A 20,013-nucleotide genomic window follows, 5' to 3' on the forward strand; every position below is an offset into this window, starting at 1 on the left:
GGGCAAGAGGCTGCGCACCTAAAAAGGGTTATTGTTCACTGGGTTAATCTTCCAAACATTCTAGGTAATCGCGTACTGGAAGAATCTGGGGAATTCGGAAAAGCCTGGTGGAGGGGGCGATTGCGTGCGGAAACCTCTGGCTGGGTACTGGTGTTTGACGCTCGCCGAGACTACAAGGAAGCAACTGAGAATTCCAAAGATGTCAACCTGTATGTAATGACACATGTAATGGAAGTAAGGAGGGTGGACGGAGGGGAATTTTCCGTAAGTGCAGTCAGGGAACTAATTGAGTGTGTGAGGGTCTGCTTGTCGTTTGGGTTCGGGCGGTGGGTGGCCCCCGCTCTGCCTGTTGGCTTCGACGGAAGTGATCAAGTCGTCTGGGAGCATTGGGCGTCTCCTATCTGCGATCCATTCGCATCCGTCGGAAGTGGTTGGCTTTACAAGGGGAGCTCGACCGACCTAATTTCCTTGATCGATCGAGGAGTGTCAGCCTTCAGTGATGCATCCCGTCCTGGAATCACACGCTTCCAAATGTCCCTGGCCGTCCAGGCCGTCAGCTCAGGGTTCTTAGAGCAGCGTGTCTTGGCTGCTGCTCCAGCCTTGGAGCATCTCGCTTGGTCGAACCTTGTCCTTGGGCAAAAGATGACTCCGGACGAGTATCGGGACTGCTATGCAGAGGATAGGCTTCGCTACCTTCTGCAGGAGGCTGGAATTCCAGTTCAGATCGATTCTAAGCTGCTTCCGGGGCTAGCTTCTTTCGCTCGCTCCAGGAATATTGATGGCCCGACGGCTGTCACTCGAGTGAGGAATAGCCTTGTGCATCCTCAGGACCCGCATGAGCAGATTTATCGCCACGATGGTCTGATGCTAGACACGTGGTTTTTGTCGCTACACTACGTGCGTTTGCTTATCCTGCATTCCATTGGATATGCGGGCTCATATACCAAGCTCCACAAGAGACGTTGGGCTGGGGACACTGAACCTGTTCCTTGGGCTGCCAGCGGTTCGTCCCGGACGGCGCCGTCCCTGCCTATGACTAGGTCCGCCATTCGCAGGAGCAGGCGAAATCCTCGTCGAGGGCGATAGGAGAGGGAAATCGGCTTGGGCCCGCCTGAGCGAGTGCGTGCACAGCACCGATCACTTGGCGACATCCGCGACCTGTCCAGCCGGGCTCTCACCTGGCAGGCCAGAGGCGCTGAAGGTGACGCCTTCAATTGGTGGCCAAGAAGCGCACGATCTAGCTCAGCAGTAGCGGGCACGGACGATCCTGTCCGAATACACGCCAGTAGGAGGTCACGCAAGAGGGACCATGAGGAGCACAGCGTCTCGCGAAGCTTTGCGTCCTCCATCTTGGCCCCATGCACAGCTTTAGAACGCAGAGCATAGAGACGCGCGCGGCACGGGCGCCGGCCGGGCTGGAGCGGGGCGGAGACAGGAACGCAGGCCCGGCCGGGGGTCGGGCCGCGCGCGGGGAGCGGAGCGAGCCGCCTTGTCTAGGTAGGAGAAATTGTTTCCTCGCCACTTCCATTCATCATGTTCCACTGCGCCGAGGCTTCCGTAAGCGCTCGGGCTGCCTGTTGAGACCTGGGCTTCCTGCGCGGATAGTTGGCCCACATTTCCGAATACGCCGAGCGGATTTCGGAACGAAATCGAAGGAAATGATTAGGGGCAGAGAAACATGCAGCCGTCACTACATGTATAGGCGTTTTGAAGGTGGGAAGTCCCAGCCAGTCGTACTGCGAAGGCAGATGCAGCTCAAAAGAGTAACCCCTCGGCCGCGTGAATCGTGTGATGGATCGGCTGTATGCATCCATCTGCCGTGACGCGATAGTGAAATTCATGCGAACGAATCCGCAATCTTCGATTATTTGCACAGCTTGACGGATTGCACTCAGGCTGGAACGGACCTCATCGAAGTCCGCCGTGCTTCTGCCACCGTGCATCCAACTGTTTCGCGCATCGGAAATGTTATTGCTCACCAATATCCGACTGACCTCTTGCAGGCGATTAACAATTAATTCTCGTGAGGCATCCGTCAGATCGAGGAATGGAATGGTGTGGCGGAACGGAAATTTGAGCAATTGTTGCCGATCTGCCCAATCGGGGAAGTCTTCTACGGGACGTTCCCAGCGCTGACGCTCATTGCTTACTATCTTAAGTTCGCTGCTCAGCCGCCCAAAACCCCTACACAAGGCGTATAGAGAATTTTTCCTCCCGTACTCAAGTACTGCGTCACCGGCAGACTCGACGGCGCGTTGGAGCCAACTATATGACTCCACCCTGTCTTCCCCGGGAGAATAGACGAACGACTTCCGGTCGGCGAAATGATCGTTAGTCAGAGCCCAAACTGTGAAGGCGAGGCTGTCGTCCAGCATGTTCTCTAGTTGTACAAAATAATTCGCTGCTATGCCGCGGAAATCCTCGGCAGATGGAGGTAGAGGGCCAGTAGCGCCAGCCCGTACCATGTCCTCCATCTCCTCATGTAGTCGCCAGAAATCGAAGTGCGGGTCGCTCAAGTCAGGTGAGGGGAACCCGAGTTTCCAAAGAACTGCTGACATCAGATTTGGATCTTCGGGAGAGTTATCAGGCAATCCGAGAATCTCGCACGCCGTGACCGCGTTGGATTTGCGGGCAAGGATCAGATTTTTGGCGGCTTCTTCAGGTGAGTGCCTATTTAGGTAGCTATCCAGCCGGGCCTCCAACGACTCACCGGTCTCTGAACGAAGCTGCCAATCGAGTTCCTCTCGATCCTCAACCGAGTCGACCCGATACATACGTTCGACGAGATGCCTTAGGCGAAGCGGTGCCATGTTCATGGTGTCAGAAAAGATTCGGGCTCCCCGGTAGCCCACTTCAGCCGTCAGGCGAAACTTTCCGAACCTATTACCGCCGTTCACTTTTGCTCGTCGAATTTCTCCGCGTGGAACTTGTACCGCGGTCTCTCGAATAATGCCATCTATGCCTTGGATGATCATTTTATCTTCCAAGGTTAGGCACAGTTGCATCAATTGGGCGTGACCCAGATCCTGAGTCATATCCTCCGCGCGGCCACGCATGCCCAAATCGGCGAAAGTTTTCCTTAGTTCTCCCCGTGTATTATCGAGAAGCCAGCACGTAAGAGTTCTGAGTTCCACCTCAGTGAATGCTTCACCAATCAGTGGAATTAGCCCGTCTGCCGCATTATCCCTATCAGGATTAATGATCTCGTCAAAAATTTGAGACAAAAATGAACCCCAAGCACTGGGAGTCTCGCTCTCTGCACGCAGAATTCTTGATGTGTCAGCACGTCGTTTATTGATAGATGCGTCTCGGGCGGTTGCCAGATAGATAGGGTGGATTTTCGCGCATGAGAGGTCGCTGCAGTGATAAAGGTTCACGCGTCGCGAAGCCGGATAGTATCTCCACTGCCTGCTTTCAAGGATGCCATAGGGTCCAGTGATGAAGGAGTTCTCCTGGAAGACTCCTTGCGGTGTATCTGTCAGTAGCGCCGACGTCTCGGCTAGGTTGATGCTATGCGTTCCGTCGGATATGTTGAGGATATCGAAGGCCTTGTCGTACAGGAGACGGCCAAAAATGAACGGGTAGATTACTTCTCGCTGTTTAATTTGGTCGCTGATTGCATCTCGCAGGTCCGTGAGGTTAGTTTCAACAGGGTCTACGAGGAGGTCTACCCAGGAGAATTGAAGCAGGCACATTAGGCGCGCCTCAGAATATGGAATTCTTTTCCTGAGGAATTGTTGAACCTTCTCTTCGCCGTAGGCTGTTAGCTTAAGAGGCTCGTGGAGGCGGGCTGGAACTCTATAGTTGTTGGGGATGGTGCATTCCGTAAGGATATTGCTTAGCGATGAAAGGAGGAGGATTTTTTCCCTCAGTGTTCGATCGGGATAATCGGCAAGCAGCTCATCCTTCGACTTGACCATCAGGCCCCCTCGTGCGCGTAGCGTGGTTGCCAGGCTACGGCGCTACCGTCTCCCTTGGCAGTGGTTTCACATAGATCGCGGCGCGGTCGAATCGCAGTGTGTGGAGCACGGGCGCCGGCCGGGCTGGAGCGGGACGGAGGCAGGAGCGCAGGGGCCGTGCGCGGGGAGCGGAGCGCATGCGGGGCCGTGGGGGTGCTCGTAGGCTGATCCTGCTCGGGGCTCACGCGGAGGTCTCCCATGCCCCGAACTGTGTGGAACGGCGCCATCAGCTTTGGCCTGGTCACGGTACCTATTCACGTCCAGAGTGCGACCGAGAACCACAGCATCCAGTTCCACCAGTACCACCTGGAGGACATGGGCCGGGTGCGGGTCAAGAAGGTGTGTGAGCTGGAGGACCGTGAAGTCGCCCAGTCGGAGATCGGCAAGGGCTACGAGTACGCCAAGGACCAGATCGTCGCCATCTCCGATGCGGACCTGCGGGAGCTGCCGTTGCCCACGGCGAAGGCCATCGAGATCGAAGCCTTCGTGCCGCTCGAGTCCCACAGCAACAGTGAGCGGCGGCTTCCGTTCTACTGGTGGGAGGCTCCTGAGGGGAGCGTGGGTGCAACGTACGCAGTTCGCCCCTCGGTGGCAGCGGTGTTCCTGGCGGCTCAGCTCGACGCCGCGTGATCTGCACAGCCACAACTGACCACCGGCGGCCGTGACCTGCGGCGGTCTTATCGATCAACGCCCTCACCTGCTGCTTGAGCTGTCGGCAGTTGTCGACGTTGGTCATCGTTGAGCGCCCTTCCACGGCCCCAGGACGGCCCGGGAGGGCGCGCGTGCTGCACTCCGGAACAGGCCGCGGAGTGTCCCGCGCGGTCATCGTGCCCCCCATAGCCGCAGGATCTACCTGCTCGTTGGGCTCTGAGGGGGCTAGTTTGCCAAGCTGAAGCCAAGGCCAAAAGTTCTTTTCCCCGGGGCGCTACACGTCGTGAGAGACCTCATGCTTGGCGTCCTGCGTCGAAGCTTATTATTCGGAATTTTTGTCAAATCGCTTGCTAGCACCGGATATATCGATCGAAGCAATTCGACACGCTCTCGGCGACTCATGCGCTTTATCTCTCTACCGTCAACTGTCGCTTGATGGCTTGAGAACTCATTTCCGTCCACGGGCCCCTGCATTCCGCTTCGCATGGCAACGAGTGCCTTCTGCAAGACAGGGTCAATTTCACCTACCTGTGCAGCGGATTGAACACTCACGAGCGTATCGGAACCCATGATGGGGCACGAGAAGGCGGCAACCAGGAAATCTACCATGGTGAGCTTTGTGATCTCAGTAGGTAGCATCCTGCCTATATCGCCGCCCCCTATCTCCTGAGAACGAAGGGCGGAAGCAATTACAGCCGCGGCATCTGCATAGTGTTCGGAATCATCGGGATCGATTTCACATGCACGCACGTGCGCCTCGATTGCATCCACCTGCCGACCACGGGTTGCCATGGCACTACCCAACCAAGCGGCAGAACTCGCGTCGACACCTGGAGTGGTGACAGCGCGGCTGTAATATTCAAGAGACGCATCCCGCTTACCGGTTTGATTCAGCGCTCGGGCATGATTACGGAGTACAACCGTATTGTCCGGCAACTTCTCTACTAGCGCTTTGGTGATCTTCAAGGCGGCGTCATCAAGGCCATCCCGGTGGTACGCATCGAGCATGATTGCAAAAGCATCGTCAACGTGATCGGGAAGAATCACACCACCATCCTCGACGCGAATCCCGAGGAGATTCCCCAGTTCTTCTCGGGCCCGCTCTCGATCCCTGGGGTCTTCTGAGTGCGCCAAGGTGCCCAGCAGATGGCGCTTGAAGTTCTGGTCGTTCGGCCGCAGTTCTAGAGCCCGTTCCTGCAGTTTTATGGCCACATCCGGGAGATCCAGGGCGAGCGCGTCCGACGCAAGAGTCATCCATGTATTAGCCGAGACGGCAAAAGAACTCCCATTAACCAATTGCATAAGAATACCGAGGAAATCGACTCTCTTTTCTTCGTGTGCCAACGTTCGTGCCTGGTTTGCTAGATCGACTGGCAGTTCCCCGCGCTGCGCCTTCCCGAGGGTCAGTGAGATTACATCTACAATGCTCTCCGCCTGTATTGTTCCCGCGGGCTCGATGCCATAGCGATCCAGTGCTGTCTTAAGGCGGGCATTTTCCTCTCTCAAGTCGCCTTCAGTAGATCCCTTTGCGTGAGAGAAGATGTTATCAGGAAGGGACGGGAGGAAATCGTGCACCGGGTTATCCTTTGACCCATCCGACGCCTCGCCCGTGGCAGCCGCCTTCGCGAAGTTGACAAGCATGCTGCGCAGCTTTTCAACACCCCGCAGATCGGGACTGAACTCGATAATTCGATAAGGCTTCAAGTCGAATGGGATGGTCGACTTCTCAGTATCAACCATCATGACGGTCCCTTGGCCGCGCAGAGCGTGTCGAATGCCCAGCTCGTAGAAGACATTGGCATTCAAGTCTGTTAGATCTGCTACTACGAGGTCGGCAGTTGTGAGGCGACGAACTATGTCGGCTGTTATAGCCCCGCCCTTCGCTACGTCGTCGGCACGCGTAACTTTATACCCAAGCTCTTTGATGACTGGCTCAATTACCGTATCGCGTAGCGCGCGATAGTGTTCGTACTCTTCTGTTCCTGGCTTCCTGATGGGCATAATAACGAAACAGTTCTTCGTGCCGGCCATGAGTGTCACCTGCCCCTGCAGCTCCGGTGTGACGGCTCTCGCGTGCCAGAAGCGCCCACCGCCGTCAGTCGGCTCTGAGGCCGATTTTAGAGTGAGATAAATCGCAAGGTGATAATCCAGCCCACCATAGTTTGGCGCTTGGTTGCGTCCCCTCTCCTTCTAGTGAAAGGGGCATTCTGCCTGCAGTCAAAAGGATCATCATTCACCGAGCCTGACCATGCCACAAGGGCTGTCGAGGGGCGTGCAGTGGTCCATGGCTTGGCTCGTCGTGGTGTTGTCGCCCCTCGCGCTTGCGCTCACGCAGCTGCACAAGCGAGGTACAGCAGCCGTGTGAAGGTGGACGTTTTTCGCGACGGTTCTTCCGGTGATTGAGGACGGTGACAATCCTCAGCCCACCACCCCCTCCAGCTCCCATCCCGTCTGCCGTCGACCCACACACCGTGGAGCGGGCGTGGTTCAGGGCGTCAAGGTGGAGCGCCCTGCTGGACGAACGACCTTGACGCCCTGGGCCGCGACTGCTCGGCTCTGCCTGGGGCGATGGCAGACGGGATGGGAGCACCCCGCGCACGCCACCACTCGACCGGCACCCGCGAACGCCGCCCCCGCCGCGCCGCAGAGGCGGCGCGCGCCCGCGCCGTGCGCGGGCCTTGAACTAGTAGAGATAGTTGTAACTCAGTCGGGCGCACGGGCCTGTTGGGCCTCTGCCGGTGAGTGCCTGTCGGACTTGGCATCGACCTGGTCCTGGTGACCGGTGGCTCGGAACTCGTCCAGGAGCTCGAAGAACATCTGCATGGCGGGCCTGCCGGATCGCTCCGCCTCATGCTGGATCTCGACGGCCCAGCCGAGGGGGGAGTGACGGCCCAAGCGCTGCCATAGCCACTCGGTGAAGCGGCCCTGACTGCCCGGGATCCAGAAGTCGAACGGCTCCGCGATGTCGTGGATCCCTAGCGCAACGCGGTAGCCGGTGAGCATGGAGTCCAGGTGCTGCAAGGAGCTGTGATGGACCCACATGCCTGGGCGGAGTCGTACTTCCTCCAGGAAGTCGTACACGTCGGTGAGATCTTCGAGGTGCCTGGGCTTGCGCCTCGTTCCGCCTACGTCCGAGTCGGTCATGCGTGCACCCTATTGAGAAGCTGTGCCCGTTGAAGGCCCTGTATGAGGCTTGAACTGGTGCGCGCAGGCTGGGATGTCGAGGACCTGGCGGCGTGCGAGGGGCAGGAAGATCACAGGTCGGATTGTCCAGGTGATGCGAGTGCTGGCCTGGGTGAGGGAGACCGTGCAGGGCTCGGCGCGTAGGAGTGCCTTCCTCGTGGTGATGCGGCCGTCGTACAGCCATTCCCAGGCTTGCTGTGAGGCGTCGGGATCCAGTGCCGGTGAGATCGTGCGGAGGGCGACCGCTACCCATCTGTCGGCTTGCGGTGCCGAGTATGCGTCGAAGGAAGCTCGCAAGACCAGCCGAGTCTCCTCGGCAAGGTCTTCGGTCCAGCACTCGCACCAGTAGCCCCGTTGCGGCTTGTCCATCAGCACGAGTGGCCTCCCGCAGGCGGGCCCGTGAACAGTTCCGCGATGACCGTGTGACCGCCGTCGCTCTCGTGGACCACGACCCGGTGGGCGATCACGCTGACCATGCCCAAGCCCCGGCCGTGCTCGGCGCCCTGGTCCTGGCGCTCGATCTTCGGGGTGGTGCCGGCGCCTCCGAGATCGCCAAGGACGCCGTCAGCGGTGAGGCGCTGATGACGATCGGCGTCGTGTACATCGAGGACGGTGAGTCCTCGCTGATCAAGGTCACCGTGCCGGAGGGCGGTGTTTCCGAGGGGCTGAACCTCGGTGCTCCGGTCTCGCTGCCGGGGCTCATCGCCCGGCCGTGGGAGTCGGTGTTCAACGGCCAGCAGCGTCACGGCATCGCCTACCGGGCCGCCGCCGTCACCTCTGCCGCTTTCCCGGCCACCATGGGGGCCACCGCCTGATGACCGATCTGACGACATTCCTGGAGGTGGGTGGTCCCCTCGCCGCGCTCGGCGGCGGGGCCGCCTACACCCGGGCCAAGTACCCGGCGGTCTACTGGTCCGCCGTCGGCGTCCCGATATCCACCGTCCGCCTGCTCAGCTCGTACGCCTCCGTCATGGAAGCGTGCGGCCTGACCGTCGCCCCGTCCCGGCTGCGGGTCCTCGCCGTCAAGGCCACCACCCGGCGGGAGGTCCGGCCTGTCCCGCCCCGCCGGGGGCTCATCCGACCGACCTCGACAGGGCTGCGTATCTGGTTGCGGCTCGCTCCAGGGCAGGAGCCCGCTGACGTCGCTGCCTCGGCTGAACGGCTGCGGCACGCCCTGGGGCGTTCACGCCGTCTACGTCACCACCGTCAAACCGGGTGTCGTGGAACTGCGGCTTGTCGGCTATGACGTTTTGCGGCGGGTCCGGATGCCTCGCAAGGCTGACTCCGGGTTCCTCAAGGTGCCGGTCGCCCTGAGGGAGGATGCCACTCCGTTCGTACGGGACTACCGGACCGTTCCCCACCAACTCACCCTCGGCGCAACCCTGTCTGGCAAGTCCATGTACCTGCGCCACCTCATCGCCGGACTCGCCCCTCAGCCTGTCGCGCTCGTTGGCATCGACTGCAAACGCGGCGTCGAACTGGCGCCCTTCGCCGCCCGCTTGTCCGCCCTCGCCACCGACCCGGACGAAGCCGCTGGGCTGCTGCCCGTGCTGGTCAAGGAAATGGAGGACCGATACGACCTGATCAAGGAACGGCAGAGCATCGCGCCCGGCACCCCGGACGAGGAGATCACCTCCGACATCTGGGGCCTGCCCGAGAGCGAACGACCCGTGCCCATCGTCCTGTTCGTCGACGAGGTCGCCGAACTCTTCCTCACCGCCACCCGCAAGGACGAGGAACGCCGCGACGAGATGGTCACCCAGCTCATCCGCCTCGCCCAGCTCGGCCGCGCCGCCGGCATTTACCTCGAAGTCTGTGGGCAGCGCTTCGGCGCCGAACTCGGCAAGGGCGCCACCATGCTCCGCGCCCAGCTCACCGGCCGCGTCTGCCACCGCGTCAACGACGAAGCCTCCGCCAAGATGGCCCTCGGCGACATCGCACCGGAAGCGGTCTCCGCCGCCTGCGCCATCGCCCCCGAACTCCCCGGCCTCGCCGTCGCGGGCGACACCTCCGGCGGCTGGTCCCGCATCCGCACTCCCTATCTCTCCCTCGGCGATGCCGCCGAGATCTGCCGGGAGGCGGCGCACCTGGTGCCCGACCTCGTCGCGCTCAAGCCCTTCCGGCCCGACGTCCCCGTACGCCTCGTCGAGACCCCGGACCCCGTGGTCCTGCCGCACCCGGTGACCGACTGACGCTCACCTCCACCCAGTCGGCGTGACCTCCTCGCGCCACGTCCCTACCCCTGTCATGCCCGAAACCGAAAGGAGCCGGACCGTGCGCGTCCATCTGGCCCGTGTCGACGCGGTGTTGGTCCAGGCGCTCATCGCCGCCGCACTGTCCTTCGCCCACATCCACGACATCGCCATGGCGACCGGACAGGACGGATGGAAGGCGTGGGCCTACCCGATCAGCGTTGACCTGCTGCTCGTCGCCGCATGGCGTCGACTGCGCTCCGGTACGGCCAAAGCGGCGGCCTGGTGCTGGTTCGTCATCGCCCTCGCCGCCTCCCTCGGCGCCAACGTCGCCACCGCCGGACTCCTCGACATGACCAACGTGCCGGCCTGGCTGCGCATCCTCGTCGCGGGCTGGCCCGCGGTCGCCTTCCTCGGCGGAACCCTCCTCGCCCACTCAGCGCCCAAAGCGGCCACCGACGAGAACGGCGCGGAACTCATCGAGGACCAGGAGGACGAGCCCGAAGCCACACCCGACCCGGCTGTCCAACCCGCCACCGACTCGACCCCGCCAACTCCGCCCGTCCCGGTCCCGGTTGCCTTGGTCGATCACGCCCGCAAGGTCGCCGCCGAACACCACACCCGCACCGGCATCCCCATCGACGTCCCAACCCTTCGGGCCCGCCTCGGCGTCCCGGCCCCGATGGCCGAAGCCATCGCCGCCCAACTCTGAAAGGAGGCCAACGTGTCCGCGAACCGCCGCTTCCGCAACGTCACCCGCATCGGCCCCGTCCAGGTCGGCACCTCCTACGACGGTCGGGGACGGGAGAAGCACACCGCCGCCTGCGCGGCACCGCGCTGCGGCTTCTCCGCCGACTACGACAGCCGCGCCGCCGCCGAACTGGCCGCCCGCACCCACCGCTGCCCCGTCCGCTGAAAGGACCTACCGCCCCGTGACCGTCAGCCTGCCGCTCGTCGTCGTGCTCGGCTTCTTCGCCTGGGGAGCGGTCAAGTTCCTCGGCGTCCGCACCTGGATCGTCGTCCTGATCGCCCTCTTCGGCTTCTGGCTCTCCCACACCTTCCTCGCCCCCGCCATCGAATCCGGCACGCGCTCGGGCGTGACCGTCATAAACGGCTCACATGCCTAGACGAGTAGATAAGAAAGGCTCTGTCGTGTTCCTGCCCAAGTACCCCGACAACCCGACGCCGCCGCCCGCACACACCCACACCGCACCGACCGACCCGGCACCCGCTCGCCGCTCGCTGCCCTCGGTGTCCATCGATCAGAAGACGGTCCTCGCCCTGGTCGTCGGCGGAGTCGTCCTCACCGCGCTCCTGGCCGCCGTCGCCGTCACGGCCATCTCCGTCGCCGTGGCCGCCGTGGTCCTGCGCTCCCTGCTCCGCGACCAGCACCACCGCTGAGCCCACTCGGCCTCCGGGGCGGCGGCACACGACCAAGCATTACGCCGCCCCGGGGCCTGTTCCTCCCGACCGAGCAAGCCAGAAGGAGAAACGCCATCTTCACCCGCACCACCCCGGCCCCCGTGCCGGAACTCGCGAACCTGGCCGCCCAGGGCATGCTCCCCGGTATCCTCCGCCAGCTCTCCACCCTCGGCGGCTGCACCCACCCCATCCGCCTCGACGGCCACCGCACCGAATACGACCTCGACACCGCCACCGGCGAGATCGGCCGCATCCTCCAGCACCTCGACTCGACCAGTCTCCCCGCCGGCCAACTCCTGGTCCGCTGCAACAACCGCCGCACCACCCGATGCGCGGCCTGCGCGGAGGTCTATCGTCGCGACACCTTCCACCTGATCACCGCCGGACTGCGGGGCGGCAAGGGCACCCCGGAACAAGTCGGTGCCCACCCTCGCGTGTTTGCCACCTTCACCGCCCCTGGCTTCGGCCCGGTCCACAACCGCCGCACCGACGGCCGCCCCTGCCGGTGCGGCCTCCACCACGACCAGGACGACGAAGCCCTCGGCACCCCGCTCAACCCGAACACCTACGACTATGAAGCCGCCGTGCTTTGGAACGCCCACGCAGGCGCTCTCTGGCGCCGCTTCTCGATCTACCTCCGCCGGGAGGTCGCCAAGCGAGCAGGCCTCTCGCAACGCCGCCTCCGCGACCACGCGCGCGTGTCCTTCGCCAAGGTCGCCGAGTACCAGAAGCGCGGAGCCGTCCACTTCCACGCGGTAATCCGCCTCGACGGCCCCGGAGGCGGCAACACCTCACCGCCCGCCTGGGCCACGGCCGAACTCCTCACCGATGCCATAGAAGCCGCCGTCTCCAAGGTCCGCGTGGACGGTCCCACCCTCGACGGCCGCACCCACACCTTCACCTTCGGCAGCCAACTCGACGTCCGCACCATCCGCTCCGCCGACTTCAACGACGGTCAGCAACTGACCGAACGAGCCGTCGCCGCCTACATCGCCAAGTACGCCACCAAGGGCGCCGAAACCGCGACAGGCGCTCTCGACCGCCCGCTGAAGTTCGTCGCCGAACTCGCCCAACTCGACATTAGCGACCACGCCCGCCAGCTCATCCGCACCGCCTGGGCCCTCGGCGCCCGCAAAGACCTCGAACACCTCCGCCTCCGCGCCTGGGCCCACATGCTCGGCTTCCGCGGCCACTTCTCCACCAAGTCCCGCCGCTACTCCACCACCCTCGGCGCCCTCCGCAACGCCCGCGCCGAATACCGCCGCGCCCAAGCCGCAGAAGCCACCAACCCACAGCCGGACACGACATACGTCCTCGCCCACTGGGTCTTCGCCGGAACAGGCCTCTCCGACACCGAAGCCTGGCTGTCCGCATCCCTCGAACCCGCCCCCGGAACAGAAGGAGAACCCACCGCATGACCACGGCCACGCCCGAACTGCTCACTGTTCCGGAGGTCATGACCCAGCTCAAGCTCGGCCGTACCAAGGTCTACGACCTCATCCGCACTCGCCGCCTGGTCTCCATCAAGGTCGACGGCTGCCGCCGCATCCCGGACAACGCTGTACGCGACTTCATCCGTCACCAGATGGGAGAAGCGGCCTGATGACCAAGCGTCGTAGCCGCGGTGACGGCGGCCTGCACTGGGACGAGAAGAGACAACGCTGGATCGCCACGGCGAACCTCGGCTTCGATCCGAGCGGCAAGCGAATCGTGAAGCGGGGGAGTGGCAAGACCAAGACGGAAGCGAAGAACAAGCTCAAGGAGGTGTTGCGGGACCATGAGGACGGCCTTGCCATCGCCCCGACCAACTACACGGTCAAGGACGCGGTGAGGGACTGGCTCACCTACGGTCTGGCCGGCCTCGACCCCAGCACCGTCGAGACCACCACGCTCCTCAGCGAGAAGCACGTCATCCCGTCGCTCGGCGCTCGCAAGCTCCGGGACTTAAGCGCGGAGGACGTAGACCGTTGGCTGGCCACCAAGGCGAAGACACTGAGCACGCGCACGCTCCAGGGCCTCCACTCCTGCCTGAACCGGGCGGTCAAGCGGGCCATGGCGCGGGACAAGGTCAAGCGCAACGTCGTCGAGCTGTGCTCGGTCCCTCAAGGCCAGGCCGGGCGGCCGTCCAAGGCGCTCACGTTCGCTCAGGCTGAATCGGTGCTCAAGGGTGCCGAAGGGACCTCGATGTACGCCTACGTCGTCCTTGCGCTGCTGACGGGAGCCCGTACGGAAGAGCTCCGGGCCCTCACCTGGGACCACGTCTTCCTGAAAGGACGACCCGAAATGGACCCGCCTCAACCTCCGCACATCGCCGTCTGGCGCTCGGTCCGGCGCACCGGAGACACCAAGACCCACAAGTCCCGGCGCACCCTCGCTCTGCCGGCGCGCTGCGTCGAAGCCCTCTGGCAGCAGTTCGAAGATCAGGGCTGGGATCGGCTCGCCGCCGGTGACGCGTGGGAAGAACACGGCCTCGTCTTCTCCTCGGCCGTCGGCAAGCCGCTCGACGCCGCCAACGTCCGCCGCGCCTTCCGCCAGGCGCTCAAGGACGTCGACGGGGTCAATGCCGACGAGTGGACGCCCCGGGAGCTCCGGCACAGCTTCGTGTCGCTGCTCTCCGACCGAGGCGTCCCGCTGGAGGAGATCTCCCGGCTCGTTGGGCACTCTGGGACAGCGGTGACTGAGGAGGTCTACCGGAAGCAGATTCGGCCCGTGATCCAGACCGGCGCCGTGGTCATGGACGGCATCTTCAAGCGGGACCCAGAGCGTTAGTCACGCAGATAGACACGCACGCAGAAACAGGTGAGGCACTTACGGATATCCGTAAGTGCCTCACCTGGTGTTTCGGCTGTCGGGGTGGCGGGATTTGAACCCACGACCTCTTCGTCCCGAACGAAGCGCGCTGCCAAGCTGCGCTACACCCCGATCGTCGCTGCTCGTCGCGGCGACGTCGTTTACTTTAGCCCACCGGTGGCTTGAGACGAAATCCGGTTTTGCCGCAGTGGCGGATGGGGTTCGGGCGGGCGTGGTCGAGGGCGATCAGGAGGATCGCGAGAGCGTAGAAGGAGAGGCCGAGGAGGAGGGCGTTGCCGAGGACGTTCTTGTAGCCGTGGAGGTCCACGTCCAGGAACGGGTAGAGGTAGCGGCCGCCCGTGCCCGGAGGGATCAGTTCGCCTCGGGTGAAGGAGAACAGCAGGTACGCCAGGGGGTACAGCAGCCACGACGCCGCCTGGCGCAGGTGCAGGCGGCCGGGGGCCGTCAGCAGGAGCCAGTCCGCCAGTGCCGCCGCGGGGATCACCGTGTTCAGGAGGTGGGTGGTCACCGCGTGCCACCCCGTCGGGTGCGCCGCCGCGCCTGTGAGGGAGAAGGGGCTCGCCGCGTTCGCCAGCAGCAGGTGGTGCACGAGGGCCGTGATCGTGATGTAGAGGAGGGCCGCGCCTGTCACGGATGACGGCAGGGGGCGGCGGGCGGTCCACGCCCTGCGGGCCGACAGCAGGAGCACCATCGCCAGCAGGATCGTGCTCTGGATCGAGAAGTGGCTCAGCGTGCGGATCGGGCTGCTCAGGAGCAGTTCGATGGTTACGGCCGCCGCGCCCGTCAGGGCGACCAGCACGCGGTAGACGGCGACCATGGGGTGGCGTACGGGAGCCACCACCGCCGTGGCGGGGACGGGGGAGCGCAGGAATGCGGGCATGCCCGGGACAGCGGGGAGGTCCGGGATGTCCCTCGGTATCGGCGCGGTCATGCCCTCACGCTAGGCATAACCGGCGAAAGGGGCGATACGGGCGGGCCGTGCGGGTTAATCTCCCCGGCACGGCCTCAGTCGTACGGCGGCCATCCCCTACTCTCGGCCCACCAGCGTCAGCAGCGTCACCTCGGGCGGGCACGCGAACCGCACCGGCGTATAACGGCTCGCCCCGCATCCCGCCGACACGTGCAGGTACGACCTGCGGCCCTCCGCCTCGTGCGTGGACAGGCCCTTCACGCGGTCCGTGTCCAGGTCGCAGTTGGTGACGAAGGCGCCGTAGAAGGGGAGGCAGAGCTGGCCGCCGTGAGTGTGGCCGGCGAGGATCAGCGGGTAGTCGTCGGCCGTGAAGGCGTCCAGTACGCGGAGATACGGGGCGTGTACGACACCCATGGAGAAGTCGGCCGCGCCCGACGGGCCACCGGCCACCTCCGCGTAGCGGTCCCGCTTGATGTGCGGGTCGTCCAGGCCCGTCAGCTCCACCGACACGCCCTCGATCTTCAGCATGCCGCGCGTGTTCGTGAGGTTCTGCCAGCCCGCAGCCTCGAAACCGTCCCGCAGGTTCTCCCACGGGTTGTGGACGACTCCCACGGCGGGCGCGTTGCCGTTCAGCCCGTGGCGGCCCTGGGCCTTCTCGTACAGGTAGCGGGCGGGGTTGCGGAATTTGGGGCCGTAGTAGTCGTTCGAGCCGAAAACGTACGCGCCCGGGAACTCCATCAGCGGGCCCAGCGCGTCCAGGACCTCGGGCACGCCCTCCGGGTCCGACAGGTTGTCGCCCGTGTTGATCACGAAGTCCGGGCGCAGGCCGGCGAGCGAGCGCAGCCAGCGCTGCTTCTTGCGCTGGCCGCTCACCATGTGGATGTCGGAGACCTGGAGCACTCGCAGGGGGCGCATGCCGGACGGCAGGACGGGGACCGTCACTCGTCGCAGCCGGAAGGAACGGGCTTCGAAACCCGCCGAGTAGACGAGACCGGCGGCGCCAACCGCCGCGAACCCCAAGGGAACTCCGTATCGCGCGCGCATGCCTCCATCGTGTCAGATCACGAAGGCACCCTTGACCGGACGCCCGCCATCCCTTGGAGCCGGGTGCCCGCCCTCCCGTAGAGCCGGGCGTTCGTCGCCCCGTAGGGCAGGGTGCCCGCCATCTCGTCAGCCGGCCGCCCGCCATCCGTATCGTCGGCCGCCCGCCATCCCGTGCAGCGCCGCCCGCAGCCCCCTGGAGCCGGGTGCTCGCCGTCCCGCTAAGCCCGGCGCCCGCCCTCCATAAGGCCGCGCGTCATCCCGTAGAGCTGGATGCCCGCCGTCCCGCTAAGCCCGGCGCCCGCCGCTGCCCCGTACAGGCCCGGCGCCCGCCGCTGCCCCCGTACAGGCCCGGCGCCCGCCGCCGTCCCGTACAGGCCCGGCGCCCGCCCCGTCCACTAAGCCGTCTGCCTTCCCGTAGGGCCGAGTGCCCGCAGCCCCCTCGGCCCACGCCCCTCCACAAAGCCGCGCGCCGTCCCGTACAGGCCCGGCGCCCGCCCCGTCCACAAAGCCGTCTGCCTTCCCGTAGGGCCGAGTGCCCGCAGTCCCCTCGAACCCTCGCCCCTCCGCGAAGCCGCCCCCCTCCCTCCCGTAGAGCCCGGCACCCGTCCACCCACACCACACCCGCAAAGCCGCCGCCCGCCTTCCCCTGTAGCCCGGGGCGCCTGCCGTCCCGTAAATGCGCGGGCAACCCCCGCCCCGCACCTGCGACAATCAAACGCATGACCACGCTCAAGTCGAAGCTGCAGGAAGACCTCACCGCCGCCGTGAAGGAGCGCGACGAGCTCCGCTCCTCGACGCTCCGGCTGACGCTCGCCGCGATCACCAAGGAAGAGGTCGCGGGCAAGACGAAGCGCGAGCTCTCCGACGACGAGGTCCTGAAGGTGATCACCAAGGAGGCGAAGAAGCGCCGCGAGGCCGCGGACGCCTTCGCCCAGGGTGGTCGCGCCGAGTCCGCCGAGCGGGAGAAGGCGGAGGGCGAGGTCCTCGCCGGCTACCTGCCCAAGCAGCTCAGCGACGACGAACTGAACGACATCGTCGCCCAGGCGGTCGAGGAGGCCAGGGCGGCGGGTGCCGAGGGGCCCCGGGCCATGGGCGCCGTCATGAAGATCGTGAACCCGAAGGTGGCCGGCCTGGCCGAGGGCGGCCGCGTCGCCGCGGTCGTGAAGAAGCTTCTCGCCGGCTGAGACGAGCTCCTGGCCGGCTGAGACCGGCACCAGGCAGTCGTACGAGAGCCCGGTCCCGCGCATTCGGCGGGACCGGGCTCTCAACTTTCCGTACGCCTCGGGGCGTCAGCCGCGCCCGCCCCCGTTGCCGTTGCCGTTCCCGTTGCTCGTGCCCTGGATGAAGTTCTCCGGGATGGAGAAGGTCGGCGTCGGGAAGGTGGTGTTGCCGTCGTCTCCGCCGTCGTTCCCACCGTTGTCGTTGCCGCCGTTGTCATTCCCGCCGTTGTCACCGCCGCCGTCGTCCTTTTTCTTCGGCGGGTCCGGGATGTAGACGAGGTTGAAGCTGGGGGCCTCCTTGCCCTCCAGCGCGCCGCTCATCATGTCGCGCCAGATCGGGCCGGGGACCTTGCCACCGAACACCTTTTGGTTGTACACGCCGCCGATGGTGATGTTCTGCATCTTGCGCTTGTGCGCGGGGTCGCCGACCCAGACCGCGCCGGCCATGTTCGGCGTGTAGCCCACGAACCAGGCCGCGTAGCGCTCGTCGGTCGTACCGGTCTTGCCGGCGCTGGCACGGCCGCCGCCGAGGCCTGCCTCCGAACCGGTGCCGTCCTCGACCACGCCCTTCAGGAGGGTGTTGATCGTGTCCGCGGTCTTCTCCGACATCGCCCGCGAGCAGGTCGACTTCGGCACCTGGAGCGACTTCGACTTCTCACCGACCCGCTGGGTGATCGACTCGATGGCGACCGGGGTGCAGTACATACCGCGCGAGGCGAAGGTCGCGTACGCGTTCGCCATGGTCAGCGGGGACATCTCCTGTGTGCCCAGGGCGATCGACGGGGCCTGCTGCATCTTGCCGCCGTCGGCGCGCGCCACGCCCATCTTCGCGGCCATCTCCGTCACCGGGCAGATGCCGATGTCGCTGATCATCGACACGTAGTAGGTGTTGACCGACTTCGCGGTCGCGGTCTTCATGTCGTACGGGCCGACCTCGGAGGTGTTCTCGTTGGTGACCGGGACGCCCTTCTCGTTCCAGATCTTGCCGTTGCACGCCTGGACCGGGGCCGGGTAGTCCATCTTGTACGGCGAGGGGTACATCTTCGTCGCCGGCATACCGCCCTCGATGGCGGCCGCGGCCACGATCGGCTTGAACGTCGAACCGGGCTGGTAGCCGGCTCCGCCGCCCATGGCCGCGTTGACCGAGAGGTTGAGCGTCGTCTCGTTCTTCTTGTTGTTGATGCCGTACGGCCGCGACTGGCCCATCGCCAGGATCTTGCCGGTGCCGGGCTGGACGATGGTCGCGGCGGTGGCCACGTCGTCGTCCTGGTAGACGTGCTCCTTGATGGACTTCTGCGCCGACTTCTGGGCCTGCGGGTCCATCGTGGTCCTGATCGTCAGACCGCCCTGGTTCCAGACCTTGGCCCGGGCCTCCTTGGTCTTGCCGAAGACCGGATCGGTCAGGAAGACCTCACGGACGTAGTCGCAGAAGAAGCCCGCGCCCTTGACCGCCGTGATGCAGCCGTTCTTGGGCTTGCTGACTTTGAGGCCCAGCGGCTGCTCCTTGGCCTTGTCGGCCTCCGCCTGGGAGACGTCACCGACCTCGGCCATGCGCTGGAGCACCGTGTTGCGCCGCTTGGTCGCCTCGGCCTCGTCGTTGACGGGGTCGTAGCGGCTCGGGGACTGGACGATGCCCGCGAGCAGCGCCGACTGCTCGAGGTCGAGGTCCTTGGCGTGCTTGGAGAAGTAGCGCTGGGAGGCGGCCTCGACGCCGTAGGCCTGCTGGCCGAAGAAGGTGATGTTGAGGTAGTTCTCGAGGATCTCCTTCTTGCTCAGTTCCTCTTCGAGCTGGATCGCGTACTTCAGCTCGCGGATCTTGCGGCCGAGGGTCTGCTGGGTGGCCTCGGCGACCTTCGTCGGGTCGTCACCGGCCTCCTCCACCGCGACGTTCTTCACGACCTGCTGCGTCAGCGTGGAGGCGCCCTGGGAGACACCGCCGCTCTGGGCGTTCTTGTTGAGCGCGCGCAGGACGCCCTTCAGGTCGACCGCACCGTGCTGGTAGAAGCGCGAGTCCTCGATCGCGACGATCGCCTTCTGCATGTACGGCGAGATGTTCTTGAGGTCGACCACCGTGCGGTCGCGCGAGTACACCGTGGCGATGGTGCCGCCCTCGCTGTCGAGGATCGTGGTGCGCTGGCTCAGCGGCGGGGTCTTCAGGTTCGTCGGGAGTTCGTCGAAACTCTCCACCGACCCCTTGGCCGCGAGCCCCAGCGCGCCGGCCGCGGGCAGCGCGATGCCGGCCATCACCGCTCCCGCGAGAACACTGACACCGAGGAACTTGGCGGCCTGCTGCGTGGGCGACAGACCGCCACCCGAGCGCTTCTTCGACATAGAGGGCAGCCTAATCCGTACTCATGAGCGTTCAGAGGGAGCCCATGTCACGGCATGGCGACGGAAGCGGGCACGACCGCGTCGGAGCGGGCATGGCGACAGGAGCGCCTACCTTCTCATTCGCCGGACACGCGCACAGGCCTTGGCCTAAGCTGCTCTCAACTGTCACAGCAGTAGGGCCACGTATCAATACGTCCGGCGACCCCGAATCGTTCCGGAGGTTCCCCAACTTTTTCGGTGGGGGCGTGTCCGAATCCGCCTCGTGTGTCATCAGGTGCCCGTTGTGACGC

At 64.6% G+C, this 20,013-nt stretch carries 17 protein-coding genes, 1 tRNA gene and 2 pseudogenes; 11 read left to right on the forward strand and 9 right to left on the reverse strand.

The window, feature by feature from the left end; translation table 11 throughout:
* Positions 1 to 1,493: 1,493 nt before the first annotated feature.
* Entirely contained in the window at positions 1,494 to 3,920 is a 2,427-nt protein-coding gene (locus tag QF027_RS26820; protein ID WP_307077585.1) for a hypothetical protein, read from the reverse strand.
* A gap of 237 nt (positions 3,921 to 4,157) precedes the next feature.
* On the opposite strand from QF027_RS26820, the gene QF027_RS26825 reads away from it, so the two are divergent.
* Entirely contained in the window at positions 4,158 to 4,589 is a 432-nt protein-coding gene (locus tag QF027_RS26825) for a Ku protein (protein WP_307077587.1), read from the forward strand.
* A gap of 246 nt (positions 4,590 to 4,835) precedes the next feature.
* On the opposite strand, the gene QF027_RS26830 is transcribed toward QF027_RS26825, so the two are convergent.
* From QF027_RS26830 to QF027_RS49670, 4 genes and pseudogenes are all read right to left on the reverse strand, one after another.
* A complete protein-coding gene (locus tag QF027_RS26830) occupies positions 4,836 to 6,641 on the reverse strand; it encodes a tetratricopeptide repeat protein (RefSeq protein WP_307077589.1) in 1,806 nt (601 codons plus the stop codon).
* Positions 6,642 to 7,313: 672 nt separating this feature from the next.
* Complete coding sequence (locus QF027_RS26835; protein ID WP_307077591.1) at positions 7,314 to 7,754, reverse strand: hypothetical protein; 441 nt, start codon at positions 7,752 to 7,754, stop codon at positions 7,314 to 7,316.
* A 9-nt stretch (positions 7,755 to 7,763) separates the two neighbouring features.
* Entirely contained in the window at positions 7,764 to 8,162 is a 399-nt protein-coding gene (locus QF027_RS26840; RefSeq protein WP_307082494.1) for a hypothetical protein, read from the reverse strand.
* Positions 8,162 to 8,344 (reverse strand): annotated as a pseudogene (locus QF027_RS49670) (ATP-binding protein); the annotation flags it as partial. The pseudogene QF027_RS49670 and the gene QF027_RS26840, both read right to left, overlap by 1 nt.
* Between QF027_RS49670 and QF027_RS26845 the strand changes: the two are divergent.
* The 9 genes and pseudogenes from QF027_RS26845 to QF027_RS26885 all read left to right on the forward strand — a co-directional run bounded on the left by QF027_RS26845 (position 8,285) and on the right by QF027_RS26885 (position 14,176).
* Positions 8,285 to 8,608: an SCO3933 family regulatory protein gene (locus QF027_RS26845; RefSeq protein ID WP_307082496.1), complete on the forward strand. Its 324-nt coding sequence runs from the start codon at positions 8,285 to 8,287 to the stop codon at positions 8,606 to 8,608. The pseudogene QF027_RS49670 and the gene QF027_RS26845 overlap by 60 nt on opposite strands.
* A pseudogene (locus QF027_RS26850) lies at positions 8,608 to 9,985 on the forward strand (FtsK/SpoIIIE domain-containing protein). Before QF027_RS26845 ends, QF027_RS26850 begins: the two are co-directional and overlap by 1 nt.
* 82 nt (positions 9,986 to 10,067) lie before the next feature.
* Positions 10,068 to 10,697: a DUF2637 domain-containing protein gene (locus tag QF027_RS26855; RefSeq protein WP_307077593.1), complete on the forward strand. Its 630-nt coding sequence runs from the start codon at positions 10,068 to 10,070 to the stop codon at positions 10,695 to 10,697.
* 12 nt (positions 10,698 to 10,709) lie between these two features.
* Entirely contained in the window at positions 10,710 to 10,901 is a 192-nt protein-coding gene (locus tag QF027_RS26860) for a mobile element transfer protein (protein WP_307077595.1), read from the forward strand.
* A gap of 16 nt (positions 10,902 to 10,917) precedes the next feature.
* On the forward strand, positions 10,918 to 11,112 hold the full coding sequence (locus QF027_RS26865; RefSeq protein WP_307077382.1) for a hypothetical protein: 195 nt from the start codon (positions 10,918 to 10,920) through the stop codon (positions 11,110 to 11,112).
* 25 nt (positions 11,113 to 11,137) lie between these two features.
* Entirely contained in the window at positions 11,138 to 11,386 is a 249-nt protein-coding gene (locus tag QF027_RS26870) for a SpdD protein (protein WP_307077597.1), read from the forward strand.
* A 155-nt stretch (positions 11,387 to 11,541) separates the two neighbouring features.
* Positions 11,542 to 12,825, forward strand: coding sequence for a replication initiator (locus tag QF027_RS26875; protein WP_307082498.1), 1,284 nt, complete (start codon positions 11,542 to 11,544; stop codon positions 12,823 to 12,825).
* Positions 12,822 to 13,010, forward strand: a complete 189-nt coding sequence (locus QF027_RS26880) for a helix-turn-helix domain-containing protein (RefSeq protein WP_307077599.1) — start codon at positions 12,822 to 12,824, stop codon at positions 13,008 to 13,010. The genes QF027_RS26875 and QF027_RS26880 overlap by 4 nt, the downstream gene beginning before the upstream one ends.
* A complete protein-coding gene (locus QF027_RS26885; RefSeq protein WP_307077601.1) occupies positions 13,010 to 14,176 on the forward strand; it encodes a site-specific integrase in 1,167 nt (388 codons plus the stop codon). The genes QF027_RS26880 and QF027_RS26885 overlap by 1 nt, the downstream gene beginning before the upstream one ends.
* A gap of 79 nt (positions 14,177 to 14,255) precedes the next feature.
* On the opposite strand, the gene QF027_RS26890 is transcribed toward QF027_RS26885, so the two are convergent.
* From QF027_RS26890 to QF027_RS26900, 3 genes are all read right to left on the reverse strand, one after another.
* Positions 14,256 to 14,329, reverse strand: a tRNA-Pro gene (locus tag QF027_RS26890).
* A gap of 34 nt (positions 14,330 to 14,363) precedes the next feature.
* A complete protein-coding gene (locus QF027_RS26895; protein WP_307077603.1) occupies positions 14,364 to 15,149 on the reverse strand; it encodes a Pr6Pr family membrane protein in 786 nt (261 codons plus the stop codon).
* A 96-nt stretch (positions 15,150 to 15,245) separates the two neighbouring features.
* The gene (locus tag QF027_RS26900; RefSeq protein ID WP_306978371.1) at positions 15,246 to 16,172 is read right to left on the reverse strand and encodes a metallophosphoesterase; all 927 of its coding nucleotides are present in this window, start codon (positions 16,170 to 16,172) and stop codon (positions 15,246 to 15,248) included.
* A 719-nt stretch (positions 16,173 to 16,891) separates the two neighbouring features.
* Here QF027_RS26900 and QF027_RS26905 point away from each other — a divergent pair.
* The gene (locus tag QF027_RS26905; RefSeq protein WP_266561752.1) at positions 16,892 to 17,356 is read left to right on the forward strand and encodes a GatB/YqeY domain-containing protein; all 465 of its coding nucleotides are present in this window, start codon (positions 16,892 to 16,894) and stop codon (positions 17,354 to 17,356) included.
* A gap of 105 nt (positions 17,357 to 17,461) precedes the next feature.
* Here QF027_RS26905 and QF027_RS26910 read toward each other — a convergent pair whose 3' ends face one another.
* On the reverse strand, positions 17,462 to 19,723 hold the full coding sequence (locus QF027_RS26910) for a transglycosylase domain-containing protein (RefSeq protein ID WP_306978367.1): 2,262 nt from the start codon (positions 19,721 to 19,723) through the stop codon (positions 17,462 to 17,464).
* Positions 19,724 to 20,013: the final 290 nt, after the last annotated feature.

Source organism: Streptomyces canus, assembly GCF_030816965.1.
Taxonomy (GTDB): domain Bacteria; phylum Actinomycetota; class Actinomycetes; order Streptomycetales; family Streptomycetaceae; genus Streptomyces; species Streptomyces canus_E.